This window comes from Limnohabitans sp., assembly GCF_044361645.1.
GTDB lineage: Bacteria > Pseudomonadota > Gammaproteobacteria > Burkholderiales > Burkholderiaceae_C > Limnohabitans_A.
On record NZ_JBIKIL010000001.1, the window covers coordinates 14,835 to 31,842 of the forward strand.

16 protein-coding genes are annotated in these 17,008 nt (G+C 61.0%); 1 reads left to right on the forward strand and 15 read right to left on the reverse strand.

The genetic code is table 11. The annotated features are described in order from the left end of the window. Positions 1–159: 159 nt before the first annotated feature. From ACIQ39_RS00100 to ACIQ39_RS00155, 12 genes are all read right to left on the reverse strand, one after another. Entirely contained in the window at positions 160–2,646 is a 2,487-nt protein-coding gene (locus ACIQ39_RS00100; RefSeq protein ID WP_396432565.1) for a penicillin acylase family protein, read from the reverse strand. Positions 2,647–2,680: 34 nt separating this feature from the next. Then, positions 2,681–3,592, reverse strand: coding sequence for an LD-carboxypeptidase (locus ACIQ39_RS00105; RefSeq protein ID WP_396432566.1), 912 nt, complete (start codon positions 3,590–3,592; stop codon positions 2,681–2,683). Between the two features lie 16 nt (positions 3,593–3,608). Continuing rightward, positions 3,609–4,994, reverse strand: a complete 1,386-nt coding sequence (tadA, locus tag ACIQ39_RS00110) for a tRNA adenosine(34) deaminase TadA (protein WP_396432567.1) — start codon at positions 4,992–4,994, stop codon at positions 3,609–3,611. Next, positions 4,991–5,632: an FMN-binding negative transcriptional regulator gene (locus tag ACIQ39_RS00115; protein WP_396432568.1), complete on the reverse strand. Its 642-nt coding sequence runs from the start codon at positions 5,630–5,632 to the stop codon at positions 4,991–4,993. The genes tadA and ACIQ39_RS00115 overlap by 4 nt, the downstream gene beginning before the upstream one ends. Positions 5,633–5,675: 43 nt before the next feature. Further along, on the reverse strand, positions 5,676–6,833 hold the full coding sequence (locus tag ACIQ39_RS00120) for a PQQ-dependent sugar dehydrogenase (protein WP_396432569.1): 1,158 nt from the start codon (positions 6,831–6,833) through the stop codon (positions 5,676–5,678). Between the two features lie 29 nt (positions 6,834–6,862). Then, positions 6,863–8,560 (reverse strand): glutamine-hydrolyzing GMP synthase, encoded by a 1,698-nt coding sequence (guaA, locus tag ACIQ39_RS00125; protein ID WP_396432570.1) that lies wholly within the window; start codon positions 8,558–8,560, stop codon positions 6,863–6,865. Between the two features lie 13 nt (positions 8,561–8,573). Then, positions 8,574–8,921 carry a DUF86 domain-containing protein gene (locus tag ACIQ39_RS00130; RefSeq protein ID WP_396432571.1) on the reverse strand — a complete coding sequence of 116 codons (348 nt, stop codon included), beginning with the start codon at positions 8,919–8,921 and terminating at the stop codon, positions 8,574–8,576. Then, complete coding sequence (locus ACIQ39_RS00135) at positions 8,918–9,208, reverse strand: nucleotidyltransferase family protein (protein ID WP_396432572.1); 291 nt, start codon at positions 9,206–9,208, stop codon at positions 8,918–8,920. The genes ACIQ39_RS00130 and ACIQ39_RS00135 overlap by 4 nt, the downstream gene beginning before the upstream one ends. A 57-nt stretch (positions 9,209–9,265) precedes the next feature. Next, the gene (gene guaB / locus ACIQ39_RS00140) at positions 9,266–10,735 is read right to left on the reverse strand and encodes an IMP dehydrogenase (RefSeq protein WP_396432573.1); all 1,470 of its coding nucleotides are present in this window, start codon (positions 10,733–10,735) and stop codon (positions 9,266–9,268) included. A 94-nt stretch (positions 10,736–10,829) separates the two neighbouring features. Continuing rightward, positions 10,830–11,738, reverse strand: a complete 909-nt coding sequence (locus tag ACIQ39_RS00145; protein ID WP_396432574.1) for a class I SAM-dependent methyltransferase — start codon at positions 11,736–11,738, stop codon at positions 10,830–10,832. Between the two features lie 8 nt (positions 11,739–11,746). Continuing rightward, on the reverse strand, positions 11,747–12,163 hold the full coding sequence (locus ACIQ39_RS00150) for an RnfH family protein (protein WP_396432575.1): 417 nt from the start codon (positions 12,161–12,163) through the stop codon (positions 11,747–11,749). Further along, the gene (locus tag ACIQ39_RS00155; RefSeq protein WP_396432576.1) at positions 12,156–12,596 is read right to left on the reverse strand and encodes a type II toxin-antitoxin system RatA family toxin; all 441 of its coding nucleotides are present in this window, start codon (positions 12,594–12,596) and stop codon (positions 12,156–12,158) included. The genes ACIQ39_RS00150 and ACIQ39_RS00155 overlap by 8 nt, the downstream gene beginning before the upstream one ends. 92 nt (positions 12,597–12,688) lie before the next feature. On the opposite strand from ACIQ39_RS00155, the gene smpB reads away from it, so the two are divergent. Next, on the forward strand, positions 12,689–13,183 hold the full coding sequence (smpB, locus tag ACIQ39_RS00160; RefSeq protein ID WP_396432577.1) for an SsrA-binding protein SmpB: 495 nt from the start codon (positions 12,689–12,691) through the stop codon (positions 13,181–13,183). Between the two features lie 32 nt (positions 13,184–13,215). On the opposite strand, the gene ACIQ39_RS00165 is transcribed toward smpB, so the two are convergent. Genes ACIQ39_RS00165 through typA form a run of 3 tightly spaced genes read right to left on the reverse strand, consistent with a single transcriptional unit; the run spans position 13,216 to position 17,004 of the window. Beyond that, positions 13,216–14,298: an enoyl-CoA hydratase/isomerase family protein gene (locus ACIQ39_RS00165; protein ID WP_396432578.1), complete on the reverse strand. Its 1,083-nt coding sequence runs from the start codon at positions 14,296–14,298 to the stop codon at positions 13,216–13,218. Further along, positions 14,291–15,166 carry a DMT family transporter gene (locus ACIQ39_RS00170; RefSeq protein ID WP_396432579.1) on the reverse strand — a complete coding sequence of 292 codons (876 nt, stop codon included), beginning with the start codon at positions 15,164–15,166 and terminating at the stop codon, positions 14,291–14,293. Before ACIQ39_RS00170 ends, ACIQ39_RS00165 begins: the two co-directional genes overlap by 8 nt. Positions 15,167–15,186: 20 nt before the next feature. After that, the gene (gene typA, locus ACIQ39_RS00175) at positions 15,187–17,004 is read right to left on the reverse strand and encodes a translational GTPase TypA (protein WP_396432580.1); all 1,818 of its coding nucleotides are present in this window, start codon (positions 17,002–17,004) and stop codon (positions 15,187–15,189) included. Positions 17,005–17,008: the final 4 nt, after the last annotated feature.

Consider the following 17,008-nt stretch of genomic DNA (forward strand, 5'->3'; position numbering starts at 1 on the left):
GGTCAACTCGGGGGGCGGCCATAAAGCCTGGTTGTCAGGCGCTTTGACCTTGTGGGTTGGCGCACCCTTAAATACGTACGATGTTGATTATGTAAAGTCATGAAGTGTCGTGAGCACTGCGCTTGATCGGCTCAAGGCTTCAATTGCAGCTTGACCGGCTCAAGGCCTCAATTGCAGCTGGTGTTGGTAAGGCGATGGGCCCCAGTGCAATGGGCGGTACTGGCCAGACGACCAAGCTTGTGCCATGTCACGGCTGCGCGGAGAAAACACGTGGCCACTTTGGCCGGTTTGGTAAATGAAACGCGAATCACCCGCCGGGCTGAGGTCGTACACGGCGCGCATGGAGGCCGCGTGGCGATTGGCAAAAGGCTCGCTGGGGTCGTTGGCCCAATACTGGCCGACATTCACCGTGAACAAGTCTCCAGCGCTGGGTGCCCGCACATCGAACAAAGCACGCAGTCCAGGCATCTTGCCAAAAGGCTTGTGGCTGCTGATGGCCATGTGCCAAGCACCCCAGCGCCATTGCTGGGGGTCAGGCCCCAATTGGGCAGAAATCCGCTCCAAAGTGCGGTCCATGGCGGCATTGCGCACCGGCGCACAAGCAGACGCGCCACACCAGAAGGTGTCGTTGCGGTCCAAGATGCCCTCTAAAGCGGGCCTGAAATGGCGTTTGCCATACAGGGCATTGAAGCGCTCGGCACCCAAGCGTGTTTGCAAAACCGCCCGCGTCATCTCGTCAGCCCAGACATTCAAAATCAAAGCTGCTGCGCTGTTGGCATGCATTTGGCCCTCAAATTGGGCCAGCAATTTCATGGCTTGCGCGCCCAAGGGGTGGTCTGGCTGCGCCTTCAACACATGGGGCAACAAAGCTTTGGCGCCCAGTGACAGCACATCGTTTTGCATGGCTTGCATGCCCATCATGCTGTGCCGGGGGCTGGCAGCCATCAGTTGGCTGATGCGCTCATGGCGTTCCGGGGTGGTCCAGTCGGCACCGAGAAAATGCGGGTAGTCCGACGGCAAGATGTTTTGATTGGCTGTGGCGTGCCATCCCTTGGCCTTGATTTGCGCGGTGTTCAAGGCCGGGGTTTCAGCATAGGGAATCCAGCCTTGCCAATCGTATTGCGACAGCCAGCCCGGCGCAGGGGCAACGCCGCGAATGTCATTGTCCGGCCCGCGCAGGGGCACATGCCCAATGGCCCTGAAAGCCACCTCGCCTTGCGTGTCGGCCATCACCACACTTTGCATCGGTGAGTGGTGGAGCGCAAAGGCTTGCGCCAATTGCGCCACGTTTTGCGCCCAGTTGGCCTGCATGCCGGCATCGATGGTCAGGTTGTCGGGTGTGAGGGCCGACCAGCGCAAACTCACCGCATAGGCAGCGGTGTTGAGCAAACCGGTGTACTGCGGCTGCACGTCGCTGATGACCGGCCCATGCCGGGTGCTGCGCACCGTCAAGGCCTCGTCGCCCTGCCCTTTGACGCGTATCGTTTCCTTGCGAGTCTCAAAGTCAGCCCACGCTTGCGGCGTTCTGTATTGGCCAGGGCGCGATGCATCGAGTTGCTCCAGATACAGGTCTTGCACATCGGGCCCGGTGTTGGTAAAGCCCCAGGCCACACCCCGGGTGCGGCCCAGCACCACAAAGGGCAAGCCGGGCAAGGTGGCACCCATCACATCCAGGGCTGGCAGCGACTGGCCTTGCCAAACGCTGGCAGGCGCTTGCAATCGGGCAAAGTACCAAATGGCCGGGGCGCTGAGTGCCAAATGCGGGTCATTGGCCAGCAAAGGGTGACCGCTTTCGGTGTGGCTGCCGGGCACCACCCAGTTGTTGCTGCCTTTGCCATCCACCACACCGATGTCTCGCACATGGTCTTGCGACCATTGGGCCAATGCACTGAGAGGGGCTTGAGGCTTGGGCGCCGCTTGGGCTGGCTTGGTGGCGGTGGCAAACACCTCCCACTGCGCATAAAGCGCGGGCAGATCAAGGTCCGTGGCGGGCTTTTCGCCGGGGTATGGGGGCAAAAGTTGCCACAATTGCGCCTTGTTCAGCACCTTGGATGCGCTGAGGCGGGCAAATTCTTGGCCCCAATTGCCGCCCAAATCAAGCGCCATCATCAATGCCCAGCCCACGCTGTCTTCGGCTGACCACGGCAGCTGCGCATCGCCACCAGCGCGCGTGCCCAAAATCAGGAACTCGGGTGAAGCCCGCACCGCGCCTGTCTGCCAAGCGGCCTGAATGCCTTCGCTGTAAGCCTGCAATGCCGCTTGGGCCAAAGGCGAGAGCTTGCTGAGCTGCTTGCGCGCCATGGGGATGATGCCCAGGGTGCGCATCAGCTTGTCGGTGCCCAACGTGGCTGGCCCCAAGACCTCGGACAATTCGCCACGCATGACACGGCGGTTGAACTCCAGTTGCCAGCCGCGCTCTTGGGCGTGCACAAAACCCATGGCCCGCCAAGCATCCAAGGCACAGGCGGCCTGAATGTGCGTGACATCCGCAGCATCGCGCCCGATGCTCACGGGCTCTGCCAAACCGGGCAGCTGCCATTGCCCGTCCAGTTGGGGCAAGCTGCGCAGCATTTGCACGGCCAAAACACCGCCCGCGAACAACACAGCGAGCACCGCCAAGACACTCCAACGGCCGAACCATCTCATGAAGCTGCCCTCCTTGTGGTGTATTTTGAGCGACTCAAATGTGGCCCCAGACCATCAGCGCATCGCGTCCCTCGGTGACCAAGTCCACCTTGGCCCCCACTGGCAGCAGCACTTTGGTTTCGACATGGCCAAAGGGCAAGCCGGTGAGCACCGGGGCCTTGATCTGGCTGCGCAGCCAAGCCACCACCGTGGCCAACTTGAAGCCTTTGTCGTGCGTGGGCACCAGCTTGTAGCGTGTGAACTGGCCGATCAGCAGCGCTTTTTGTTGGGCCAGCACGCCCGCGTGCAGCAGTTGCGTCAGCATGCGTTCAACTTGGTAAGGATGGACACCCACGTCTTCGAGGAAGAGCACACCGCCCTTGATTGGCGGAAAGTACGGCGTGCCCAGCAAGGACACCAACACAGACAGGTTGCCGCCCCACAGCGGCGCGTTGCTCGCACGCACGGCGCGTTCGGCCTCGGCCTTGGGCAGTTGCCAGCCTGTCCCCTCGCCTTGCTCGAGCAGCAAGTCGTCAAAGCAAGCTTGCATGATGTCATCGGGCTCCTGTTCGGGGCCAAAGTCTTCACCCAGGGCCGGGCCTTGCCAACTGATGCGCCCGGTCTTGGCGTACAGCGCTTGGTTGAAGGCCGTGAAATCGCTCAGGCCCACAAACTGCATGCCGCCGTCAATCGCTTTGGCGATCTGTTTGTAGGGCAAGGCGGGCAAAAGGCGCGTGAGGCCGTAGCCGCCGCGCGAGATCAGGGCCAGGTCGGCCCCGCTGGCAGATGCGCGGCTGATGGCGGCGATGCGCGTGGCGTCGTCGCCAGCAAAGCGCATGTGGCTGGCCAGCGCCGCCTCGTCCACTTCCACCGCATGGCCTTGGGCCTTCAGGCGCTTGAGGCCTCGGCGAAAAGCGGCTTTGTCACGCACCGCGCTGGAGGGTGAAAAGATGTAAATGTGGGCCATCGGCGGTGTGTTTTTTTCAGGGCTTGAAGTGTCGCACAGCGGCTTGGGCAATCGCCCTGCCCTGCTCCTGCACAAAATGGCCTGCACCTTGCAGCAGGATCGGTTCGGGGCAGCCTTTGATCTGGCTTTGCAACTGGCGCATCACCGGCTCGCCCAGCACCGGGTCTTGTTGGCCAATGGCCATGAAAGTCTGGCCCTGCCAATCCTTGCGCCAGAAGTCACGCGCCTGCCGCGACACGGCCGCGCCGGGTGAATCGGCCAACGCCGGCACCATGGGCGGAAAGGCCCGGAGCGCGGCGCGAAAACCTTTGTCCGGAAAGGGCGCGTTGTAGGCGGCCGTCTCTTGCGGCGTCATGCCGGGGTTGCCGCGCTTGAACAACTTAGCCACGTCAAAAAGCGGCTGGCTTTGGCACCAATCGCGCCACGCCAAAAACCCTTCACTCAGCGGTGCGTCGCCCGTGGCCAAGGTGGTGTTCATGACCAGCAGGCCCTGGTAACGCTGGGGTGCAGCCATGGGCAAAGTCAGGCCCAAAATGCCGCCCCAGTCCTGCACCACCAGCACCACGCGCTGCAGGTCAAGCCGCTCGATCAAATCAAGCAATGACTGCCGATGCGTTTCAAAGCAGTGAAAGCTGTCCTTCTTGGGCTTGTCGCTCTTGCCAAAACCGATCAGGTCGGGGGCCACCACGCGATGCCCCGCCGCCAGCCAGACCGGGATCATCTTGCGGTAGAGGTAACTCCAGGCCGGGTTGCCGTGCAGACACAGCCAGGTCAAAGGGGCATGGGCATCGCCTTCATCCAGGTGGTGCATGCGCAGTCCGGCAATGCTGGGCAGATCGTTCACGTAATGCGGCGGCCAAGGGTAATCGGGCAATTCGGCAAAGGCCTCGTCTGGCGTGCGCAGCGCGTCCTCGCGCACCGGCTCGGCGTTCACGCGCCGGGGCTTGAAAAAGTCTTTGAGCAACTGGCCACATTCATCGGCCAGCACGCCGCCCGTCACCTGGGTATGGTGGTTCAGCTGTGTGTGGCCAAACAGGTTGAGCACCGAGCCCGCAGCGCCGGTGCGCGGGTCAGGCGCGCCAAACACCACCCGATCCACCCGCGCGTGCAGCAGAGCGCCACTGCACATGGCGCAGGGCTCCAGCGTCACATACAGGGTGCAGCCGTCGAGCCGGTAATTGCCCAGAATGCGTGCCGCTTCGCGCAGCGCCACCACCTCGGCATGCGCCGTGGGGTCGTGGCTGGCAATCGGGGCGTTGCGGCCTGTGGCGATGACTTGCCCGTTCTTGACGACCACCGCGCCCACAGGCACTTCGCCCGCCGCAGCGGCCAGTCGGGCTTGCGCCAGTGCCAAGCGCATGCCCTGCACGTCTTCCCAGGCGGACGGCGCAAGCCCGCTCATGCCACCAGGCCCAGGTCTTTCATCCAACGGGCCAGGGCTTGGGCCTGCTCAGAGCCTTGCGCATAGGCCGCATGCATGGCCGTGTGGGCCTCGGGCCGGTGCTGGTTGAGCTTCACAGCGCAACGCAATTCGGTGATTTGCATCTCAAACGCCACAATGCCGTTCAACATGGCCCCGGTGTAAGTGGCGGGCAGTTCGCGCCACTGCTGCGCATAAGCCGGTTCGTGCTCGGCAATCAAGCATTTGAGCAAACGGTCGCGGTCTTCGTGCGGGTCGATGATGCGCGTCATCACCTTGGCCTGCACCGCCAGATACGACAAGGTGGGCACACGCTGCTTTTCGGCATAAACGCCAGGCGACATGTAAGCCTGCGGCCCCATGAAGCTCACCAAAGCCTGCGGCTGCGCCGCCAACAACTGCGCCTGCGGGTTGGCGCGGGCACAATGCCCGAGCAAAACGCCGTGCTCAGACTGCAGGCCATCTGCCCACAGCGAAGCGGCTTGCCAGTGCATGGGAATGTGGCTGAGCACCGCAAAGCCGTCCTCGCCCACCGAGACGATGGACGCCAAAGGGTGTTCGCGCATGATGCGCTGCGCGATGGCGGGGTCAGGGTGGTGAAATTGTTTGGGCAGGTACATGGTCCGTCGAGATTAGCAAAAGTCAGGGGAGCCACCAGGCAACTCAGGGCCGGGCAGGCTCCAGCCGCATCAAGGCCCCGTTGGGGCCATCGCTCAAAAGGTAAACCAAGCCGTCGGGCCCCATGCGCACATCGCGGATGCGGCCAGCCCGGCCTTGCAGCAAACGCTCTTCGCGCAACACTTTCTCGCCATCGAGCACCAGTCGCACCAGCATTTGGCCGCGCAAGGCACCCACCAGCAAATTGCCCTGCCATTGTGGAAACTGCGAGCCACTTACAAAAGCCATGCCCGAAGGCGCAATCGAGGGCACCCACACGTGCAAGGGCTGCACCATGCCGGGCTTGGTCTGCCCCTCGCCAATGCGCGTGCCCAAGCCATAGTTGACCCCGTAGGTGATCACAGGCCAGCCGTAATTCAGGCCCGGGCGCATCACATTGAGCTCGTCACCGCCTTGCGGCCCGTGCTCGTGCGTCCACAGCTCGCCGGTTTGGGGGTGCAGTGCCGCGCCTTGCATGTTGCGGTTGCCCCAGGTCCATTTTTCGGGCAAGGCCCCGGCCCGCTGGGCAAAGGGGTTGTCGGCCGGCACGCGCCCATCGTCGTGCAAGCGGATCACCGACCCCGCATGGTCGTCCAGTTTTTGAGCGCGGTCTTTGTCGCCCCGGTCACCCAGGGTCAGGTACAGCATGCCGGCTTTGTCAAACACGATGCGCCCACCAAAATGCTGGTTTGAACGGGTTTTGGGCTGCATGCTGAACAGCACCTGAACCTCGCTCATGCGCTGGCCTTGCAGCTTGCCCCGGGCCAAGGCCGTGCCCCAGCCGCCCGCTCCGGGCGCGTTGTAAGCCCAATAAATCCAGCCGTTTTGCGCATATTGCGGGTGCAGGGCCACATCAAACAAACCGCCCTGCCCGCGTTCCACGGACTCGGGCAGGCCTTCAATGGGTTGGGTATCCAAACGAAAATCCCTGCCCACCAAACGCAATGGCCCCGACCGCTCGGTGACCAGCATGCGCCCATCGGGCAAAAAAGCCATGGACCAAGGGTTCTCCAGCCCGGTCACCAAGGTGGCCAGACGGAAAGCGTGTTTTTCGGAAGCGATGACCGAAGAACGGTCTTGTGCCCATGAGGGCATACCAGCCGCCATGCACCAGAGCAAGAGCCAAGAGGGCCGACGGAGGAATCGAAAAAGTTGGACTTTCATGGACAGACTCCGTTCACAGGTTCAGGGAATTATTCCCACTCAATGGTCGCCGGTGGCTTGGAACTCACGTCGTAAGTCACCCGGTTGATGCCTCGCACCTCGTTGATGATGCGTCCCGACACTTTTTTCAGCAGCGCATAGGGCAGCTCGGCCCAGTCGGCGGTCATGAAGTCGCTGGTCTGCACCGCGCGCAGCGCCACCACGTAGTCATAAGTGCGGCCGTCGCCCATCACGCCCACGCTTTTGACGGGCAGGAACACGGCAAAGGCCTGGCTGGTCAGGTCGTACCAGGTCTTGCCCGTTTCATCAGTGAAGTTGCGCAGCTCTTCGATGAAGATCGCATCGGCTCGGCGCAGCAGGTCGGCGTATTCTTTTTTCACTTCGCCCAAGATGCGCACGCCCAGGCCCGGGCCGGGGAAGGGGTGGCGGTAGACCATCTCGCGGGGCAGTCCCAGCGCCACGCCCAGTTCACGTACTTCGTCTTTGAACAGTTCGCGCAGGGGCTCCAGCAGTTTGAGGCCCAGTTGCTCGGGCAAACCGCCCACGTTGTGGTGGCTTTTGATGACCACGGCTTTTTTGCTTTTGGCGCCGCCGCTTTCAATCACGTCGGGGTAAATGGTGCCTTGGGCCAAGAACGTCGCGCCTTTGACGGCGCGACTTGCATCCGCGCCTTTGACGGCGCGACTTGCATCCTCGCCTTTGACGGCTGGTCGGACGTCATTCCCATTTTTTCCGGCGTCGCCAGCCTTGAGTTTGGCGGCTTGCTCTTTGAACACGTCCACAAACAAGCCACCAATGATCTTGCGTTTGGCCTCGGGCTCGCTCACGCCCGCCAGTTTGCCGAGGAACAAGTCGCTGGCATCGACACGGATGACTTTGGCGTGCAGCTTGCCGACGAACATCTCCATGACCATGTCGCCTTCATTGAGGCGCAGCAGGCCGTGGTCCACAAACACGCAGGTCAGCTTGTCGCCGATGGCGCGGTGAATCAATGCTGCAGCCACGGACGAATCCACGCCCCCGCTCAAACCGAGAATGACTTCTTCGTCACCCACTTGCTCGCGGATTTTGGCCACCGCTTCTTCGATGTAGTCGCCCATGATCCAGTCGGGGCGGGCCTGGCAAATGTCCAGCACAAAGCGGTTGAGCAAGGCCTGGCCCTGCACGGTGTGCGTGACCTCGGGGTGAAACTGCACCGCATAAAAACGACGCGCTTCATCGGCCATGCCGGCAATGGGGCAGCTGGGTGTCGAGGCCATGAGCTTGAAGCCTTCGGGCATTTGGGTGACCTTGTCGCCGTGGCTCATCCAGACTTTGAGCATGCCGTGGCCTTCGGGTGTGGCGAAGTCTTCAATGCCTTGGAGCAGTTCGGTGTGCCCGTGGGCGCGGACTTCGGCGTAGCCAAATTCGCGATGCGTCGATGCCTCCACTTGACCACCTAACTGGACGGCCATGGTGAACATGCCGTAGCAAATGCCCAGCACGGGAATCCCCAGCTCGTAAACGGCAGCAGGCGCACGCAAATCGTCCTCTTCGTAAGTGCTGGCATGTGAGCCCGACAAAATCACGCCCTTCAAGTTGCCGTCTTTGGCGTAGTCGCGCACCCAGTCGCTGCTCACATCACAGGGGTGGACTTCGCAAAACACATGGGCTTCGCGCACGCGGCGGGCAATCAGCTGGGTGACTTGCGAGCCGAAGTCGAGGATCAGGATTTTGGAGTGGGACATGCAAAAAAGCGCGTTAAGTGTCAGAAGAAGCATCGGCTGAGAGCATGGTCTGCACACAGTCAATCAACGGGGGCAGGTGACGATCGATCACGGACTGGACAGTCAGTGCGTCAATGTCACCCAGATAGTTGTGAACCAGGATGTTCCGAAAAGCGCTGATTTCCCGCCAGGGAATGGCCGGGAACTCAAGCTTGAGCTTATCGGGCAGCATTTGCGTGGCTTCGGAAAGCGTTTGCAAATTGCGAAGTGCGGCGTCATAGAGCACTTCGTCTTGCGTCAGATCACCCCGTGCTTGAATGCGCCCGATTTTGGCGGCCACATCCAGGATATGCAGAGCGTAGGCCTGCCAAGACTTGCTCATAGCAGCACAGCTTCAGCCAGCACTTGCGCTCTGATGTGGGGATTCAATTCGTGTTCGGGTATGAGATCTACTTTGCGATGCAGAACCTCACCCAAGCCCTGAGCCAAGGCCATGCGTTGGGAGAACAGGTCGTACCCACGAGGCAGTTCGACCAAAAAGTCCACATCGCTGTCCGATGTCTCTTCCCCTCGCGCCACAGAGCCAAAAACGCGCAGACGAGTCGCACCGTACTGCGCAGCGATGCTGTTCAGGAGGGTGTTCATCTGGCGAAGTTGGTCAAGCAGCATGGTGGGTTTTTTGAGAAGTTCTCGATTTTGGTGCCATGTAAGACATGAGCGCAAGCATCACTCAGCCCGGTAATTCGGCGCTTCTTTGGTGATCTGCACGTCGTGCACATGGCTTTCGCGGATGCCAGCCGCCGTGATTTCGACAAACTGCGATTCATTGTGCATGGCCTCAATGGTGGCGCAGCCGCAGTAACCCATGCTGGCGCGCAAGCCGCCTGCCATTTGGTAAATGATGGCGACCACCGAGCCCTTGTAGGGCACGCGGCCTTCAATGCCTTCGGGCACCAGCTTGTCGGCATTGGGGTTGCCGGTGCTGGACTCTTGAAAGTAGCGGTCGGCGCTGCCTTGCTGCATCGCGCCAATCGAGCCCATACCCCGATAGCTCTTGTAGCTGCGGCCCTGGAACAAGACGATTTCGCCGGGCGCTTCTTCGGTGCCCGCGAACATGCCGCCCATCATCACGGTGCCCGCGCCTGCGGCAATCGCCTTGGCAATGTCGCCGCTGTAGCGGATACCGCCGTCAGCGATCAGGGGCACGCCTGTGCCTTGGAGGGCAGTGGCCACGCTGTCCACCGCCATGATTTGTGGCACGCCCACGCCCGCCACGATGCGGGTGGTGCAGATCGAGCCGGGGCCGATGCCCACCTTGACCGCGTCGGCACCGGCTTCAACCAGCGCCAAAGCGGCTGCGCCGGTGGCGATGTTGCCGCCAATGACTTCGATGTGCGGGTAGTGTTGTTTGACCCAGCGCACGCGGTCGAGCACGCCTTTGCTGTGGCCGTGCGCGGTGTCGACCACGATGGCGTCCACACCGGCGCGGGCCAGTGCCTCCACGCGCTCTTCGGTGCCCTCGCCCACGCCCACCGCAGCGCCCACGCGCAGTTTGCCTGCGCCATCGCGTGCGGCGTTGGGAAAGTTCAGTTGTTTGGTGATGTCTTTGACGGTGATCAGGCCTTTGAGTTCAAAGGCCTCGTTGATGACCAGCAGGCGTTCGAGTTTGTGTTTGTTCAGCAGGTGCTTGGCTTGTTCTGGGGTGGTGCCCTCGGGCACGGTGATCAGGCGCTCGCGCGGCGTCATGATGGCGCTGACTTTTTGCTCATAACGGGTTTCAAAGCGCAAATCGCGGCCGGTGACGATGCCCACCACTTGGCGACCGTCACACACCGGAAAGCCCGACACGCCCAACTCATCTGACAAGGCCATGACCTGGCGCACGGTGGTGTCGGGGGTGATGACCACCGGGTCGCGCAGCACGCCCGATTCGTAGCGCTTGACCTTGGCCACTTGGGCGGCCTGCTCTTGCGGTGTGAGGTTTTTGTGCACGATGCCGATGCCGCCTTCTTGAGCGATGGCAATCGCCAGTCGCGCTTCGGTGACGGTGTCCATGGCGGCAGACACCAGGGGCAGATTGAGGCGGATGTTGCGGGTGAACTGCGTCGCGAGCGACGTGTCTTTGGGCAGGACTTGGGAGTAGGCGGGGACGAGCAAAACATCGTCAAAAGTCAGGGCTTTACCGAGCAGGCGCATAGCTGAAGGCTCCAAAAAATGGATTGTACCCGTGAGCACCGAGGGGTTTCCCTGAGGGGCGACCTCAGCCGCACCGCGCCCTCAAGACACCCGCTCAGGCGTTTTGGTAATGCAACACCTTGAGCGACTTTTCCGGATCGGTGTCCACAAATGCCGCTGGATTGGCCAGGCGCTCGACAAATCGCAAGTTGGGCGCGGCTTCGGCCACCAAGCTGTGCAAGAACTGCGTGTCCAGTTCCGGGGCGTTCAGACACAGCAGCACATGGCCTTGCGGCTCCAGCAGGTCGGGCAAGCGCCGAATCAGCTTGATGTAGTCCTTGGTCGCGATGAAGCTGCCCTTTTGGTAACTGGGCGGATCGATCACGATCACCCCATAAGGCCCCATCTTGCCGATCTTGCCCCAGGTTTTGAAGACATCGTGGCCCAAAAAACGCGCCTTGGGCGGCAGGTCGTTCAGGCGGTGGTTTTGTTGGCCCACGGCCAGGGCCGCTGGGCTCATGTCCAGGTTGACCACCTGCGCCGCACCGCCTTGCAAGGCCACCACCGAAAACGCACAGGTGTAGGCAAACAGGTTCAGGATGTTCTCGTGCTGGGCGTGTTTTTTCAGCCACTCGCGGCCGCAGGCCATGTCCAGAAACAAGCCATGGTTTTGTCCGCGCAGCACATGCACCAGGTACTTGGCACCTTGCTCGCTGACCACATGGGGCTCGGGCACGCTGCCAGCCATCAGACGCGTTTCAGTTTGGCCGGTGGCGCGGCACTGAAACACCCAGTTCAAGGCCTGCTCAGGGGCCAAGTTTTGCCAGCGTTGCGCCAAGGCCTGATGACAAACTGCCAACACTTCTTCACTCACGGCTTGGAAGCTGGTCAAGACCCAGACCGGGGCAAACCAGTCCAGCGTCCATTGCGCACTGTCCGGGTACATGCCGCCACGGCCGTGAAACACCCTTTGGGCGTCGGTGCTGATCTGCAGCTGCGCGATGGCGCTCAACAGGGCTTGCATGTGGGCTGTCAATAACCGGCTGCAACGCCGCTCTTGCGCTTGGCAAACAGGCCTGTGCGGCCTTTGCCTTGGCGCTTGAAGCGTTGACGGCGCGCAACTTTGGGGTCGACCTTGAGCGCGCGGTACAGCTCAATGCGGTCGCCCTCTGCAACGCCATGGCTCCAAGTCACCTTGCGGCCCCAGATGCCCGGTTGCTGGAATGTCAGCGACGCCAAAAGCGCCGAATGGTCCTCACCCTGCGCCGTTCCCTGCCCCGTTCCCTGCCCCGTTCCCTGCCCCGTTGGTCCTTGCAGGAGTTGTTGCGCCACGGCCAGGTCGAGCACGGTTTGAACGCTGCTGCCCGGTGGCACACGCAGCATGACTTCTTGCACATGCCGGGGCTTGAAGCTCCAGCAAAGGCTCACGGCCAGCAGCGCCTCAGCCATAGACCACTTCGGCGCGTTTCACAAAAGCGTCCACCATGCTGGCGGCGATCTTGTCGAACACCGGCCCCACCAGGGTCGCCAAGGTTTTGCTGGAAAAGCCGTACTGCAGCTCTAACTCCACCTTGCAAGCGCGTTGTGTGCCATCGCCCACCGGGGTGAAGCGCCACATGCCGCTCAGGTTGGAAAACGGGCCTTTGATCAAACTCATGCCCACCGCGCGGCCTTCTTCGTGGTCGTTGCGGGTGGTGAAGGTTTGCTTGATGCCGCCCAGGCTGATGCCGACCTCGGCCACCATGCCTTGGGCATCGGTTTCCAGCACACTGGCGTGGTCGCACCAGGGCAAAAATTCGGGGTAACACGCCACGTCGGTGACGAGGCGAAACATTTCCTCGGGGGCGTACCAGATCAGAACGGATTTGTGAAGTTTCTTCATACAATGACCGATTGTAGTTTTTCGACACGCCTATGGGCGCATTGCCTTACCGCACAACTTGCGAACGGCCTTGCCGCCCTTACCTGCTGAACATGGTCACCACCAAAAAGTCTTCCGCTGCCCCTGTATTTGCCAAAATTGCCGAGAACAAAAAAGCGTCCTTCGACTATTTTTTTGAAGAACGCTACGAGGCCGGCATGGTGCTGGAAGGCTGGGAGGTCAAGGCCATCCGTGAAGGCAAAGTGCAGCTGACCGATGGTTACGTGGTGATTCGCAATGGCGAGTTGTTCATCATCGGCTGCCTGATCAACCCGCTCAAAACCGCCTCGACGCACATCAGCCCCGAAGCCGCGCGCACCCGAAAACTGTTGTTGAACAAAGCAGAGATCAAGCGATTGATCGGCAAGATCGAACAAAAGGGTTACACCTTGGTGCCGATCAACTTGCACTGGAAAGCGGGCAAAGTCAAATGCGACATTGCTTTGGCCAAGGGCAAGGCCGAGCACGACAAACGCGACACCATCAAAGACCGTGAAGGCAAGCGCGAGATCGAACGCGCCATGAAAAGCCGCCACCGCGACCGCTGAGCCCTCACGCACAGCGGTGATCGCTCAGCGTGTCAGCGCATGTCCCGCAGCGGGTGCCGATCTGAGGGCCAAGGGCTGACAAAAAACCGCGCAACTTCTGTCGCGTCCACGTTTTCCACCAGGGCGGGTTTCCACTGGGGGCTGTGGTCCTTATCGACCGCCAAGGCGCGAATGCCTTCCACCGTTTCGCTGTCCATGACGGCACGCAGGTGGAAACAGTGGTGCACCATGTCGCGCTCCATGCGCAGTTCATCGGCCAAACCCATCAGGCGCGCGCGACGAATTTGCGCCAGCACCACGTGCAGCATCAATGGCGAGCGTTGGCGCAAAGCGTGGGCGGTTTTTTGGCTCCACTCATCAGAGGCCGACGCCAGCTTGGCCAACATGTCGGCAATACAGCTCAGACCAAAAACCTCATCGATTTGGGCTTGTGGTGTCAGCTTTTCAGGCGTCAAAGCGCCCGCTTGGGCCAGCACCCAACGCTCTACCGATTCGGCGTTTTCAAAGTCGCTGGTGGTCAGTGTTTGCCAGATCGGCTCCAGCATGCCACTGGGCAGGGCGATCTCGGCCAATTTGGCTGCCACAGCTTGCGGGCCATTCAACATGCTTCCGGTCAAGGCCAAATATTCGCCCAATCGCCCTGGGCAGCGGCTCAAGAAGTAACCGCCCCCCACGTCCGGAAACAGGCCAATCAGCGTTTCAGGCATGGCCATCTTGGTGCGCTCGGTCACCACACGCACACTGGCCCCTTGGCTGATGCCCATGCCACCGCCCATGACAATGCCGTCCATGAAGGCGATATAGGGCTTGCTGTAGGTGTGGATCAGGTGGTTGAGGCGGTACTCTTCGGTGAAAAAATCACCCAAGGACGCATCGCCCGCATGCGCAGCTTGGTGGAAAAAACGGATGTCGCCACCCGCGCAAAACGCGCCAAATGGGCCCTCTTTGCCATTGCCACGGATGGCCACAGCCAAGACTTGCGGGTTGTCTAGCCACTCGGTCAAAGCCTTGGTCAAAGCCCGCACCATGTCCAACGACAAGGCGTTCAAGGCTTTGGGCCGGTTGAGCGTCAGGCACCCAATGCGCCCCTCAATGCGTGCGATGACATCAGACATTGTTGTCTTTCCAACCCAGGTATTGGTTCATGAGCAAGGCGCTCAAGACCATGGAGCCGCCTAACAATACGCTCATTTGCGGGGCCTCACCTGCGCCCCACCAAGCCAGGGCGATGCCAAAGACGACCTCGAGCATGCCGAGCAAGGAGACTTCGGGCGCTTGCAGCACCCGCGCGCAGATCACCGCCAGCACGCAGGGGATCGCCAATTGAAACAAGCCCAGCAAGGCTAACAAGCTCACATCGTGCGCTGAGCCCTGCAAAGGCCATGACACGGGCAGCATGAACAAACTTGAGATCACAGCGCCCAGCAAGACCGAGGGCACCAAATCGACGGGGCCTTTGCTTTGGCTTTTTTGCAAAAAAGTCCATTGCACGCCCGCAGCCAAGGGCACGCACAGGGCCACCAAGGTGCCGATGACGAAGTTGGGGTCGTTCAAGCTCAGTTGGCTGCCGTACATCCAGGCGATACCGGCACCGGCCAACACGATGGCCACCCAAGTGCGCAAGGGCAGTCGGGCTTTGAGAAAGACCCAGGACAGCAGGGCTGTGAAAAACGGTGCCAAGGCCATGGTGATCAGCACGTTGGCCACCGTGGTCAAGGTCAGGCCCACCATGAAGGCGGTGAACATGATGCTCCAGCAGACCCCTGAAATCCAGAAGTAGGGGTTGCGCCATGGCAGGCTTCGCCAAAAGTCTTTGCCCTGCCACAGGGGCAAGATGATCAGCAGCGATACCAACGTGAAAAGGCTGCGCCAGAACGTGACCTCAAAGCCTTGGGCATGGTCAAGTTGGCGCGTCACCACGCCAGCCATCGACCACAGGGCGGAGCAGCCCACCATGGTCCAAACGGCTTGTGCGTGTGTCATCTGCACGGCGTTCTAACAGATCACTTGTTGCGCTTGCGCTCGTTTTCCTTGAGAAAACGCTTGCGCAGACGGACCGACTTCGGTGTGATTTCTACCAACTCGTCGTCCTCGATGAATTCGACACCGTATTCCAGTGTCAGGTCGATCGGGGGGGTGATCTTGATCGCGTCTTCTTTGCCCGACACGCGAAAGTTGGTCAGCTGCTTGGTGCGCGTGGCGTTGACCACCAGGTCGTTGTCACGGCTGTGGATGCCCACGATCATGCCTTCGTACACCGGGTCGTTGGCCTTGACGAACATGCGGCCACGGTCATCGAGTTTGCCCAGGGCGTAGGTGAAAATTTCACCGTCGTCCATGGAAATCAGCACCCCGTTCTTGCGCCCGCCAATGTCGCCCTTGTGGGCCTCGTAGCTGTCGAAGATGTTGGAGATCAAACCCGAACCACGGGTCAGGTTGAGGAATTCGTTGGTGAAACCGATCAGGCCACGGGCCGGAATGCGGTACTCCAAACGCACACGGCCACGGCCATCGGGCTCCATGTTGACCAGCTCGCCCTTGCGTTCGCCCAGGGCTTGCATCACGCCGCCTTGGTGGGTTTCTTCGATGTCGGCGGTGACCAACTCGATGGGCTCATGGCGCTCGCCATTCACATCGCGGAACACCACGCGGGGCTTGGACACCGCCATCTCAAAGCCTTCTCGGCGCATGTTTTCGAGCAAGATGGTCAGGTGCAATTCACCCCGGCCCATGACTTCAAAAATGCCTTCTTCGTCGGTTTCATTGACGCGCAAGGCCACGTTGTGCTGCAGTTCTTTTTGCAACCGGTCCCAAATTTGGCGGCTGGTGACGTACTTGCCTTCACGCCCAGCCAATGGCGAGGTGTTGACGCAAAAGTTCATGGTCAGCGTCGGCTCATCGACCTTCAGCATGGGCAGCGGTGCTGGCGATGTGGGGTCGGTCACCGTCACGCCGATGTTGACATCGGCAATGCCGTTGATCAGGACAATGTCACCCGGACCGGCTTCGGTCACTTGCACGCGGTCCAGGCCCTGAAACTTGAGCACTTGGTTGACACGCCCCTTGATGGCTTTGCCGTCCGCGCCTTCCATGACCACCACGTCCATTTGGGGCTTGATGGTGCCTTGGCTGATGCGGCCCACACCAATGCGGCCCACAAAGGTGGAAAAGTCGAGCGCCGAGATTTGCAGCTGCAAGGGCGCTGTCGGGTCGCCCTTTTGCGGCGGCACGTGCTTGAGCACGGTGTTGAACAAGGCCGACATGTCGGGGCCCCACTGCTCACCGGGTGCGCCCTCTTCCAACGAGGTCCAGCCATTGATGCCAGATGCATAAACCACGGGGAAGTCGAGTTGCTCGTCGTTCGCGCCGAGTTTGTCGAACAGGTCAAATGCCGCGTTGACCACCTTGTCGGGGTTGGCACCGGGCTTGTCCACCTTGTTCACCACCACGATGGGCTTGAGGCCCAAGGCCAAGGCTTTTTTGGTCACAAAACGGGTTTGGGGCATGGGGCCTTCTTGCGCGTCGATCAAGAGCACCACGCCATCGACCATGGACAAGGCGCGCTCGACTTCACCGCCAAAGTCCGCGTGGCCGGGGGTGTCCACGATGTTGATGTGGGTGCCTTCCCAGCTCACAGCGCAGTTCTTGGCCAAAATGGTGATGCCGCGCTCGCGCTCGATGGCGTTGTTGTCCATCACGGTGTCCACGATTTTCTCGTGCTCGGCAAAGGTGCCCGACTGGCGCAGCAGTTGGTCCACCATGGTGGTTTTGCCATGGTCCACGTGGGCGATGATGGCGATGTTGCGGATTTGCTTGGTCATGCTT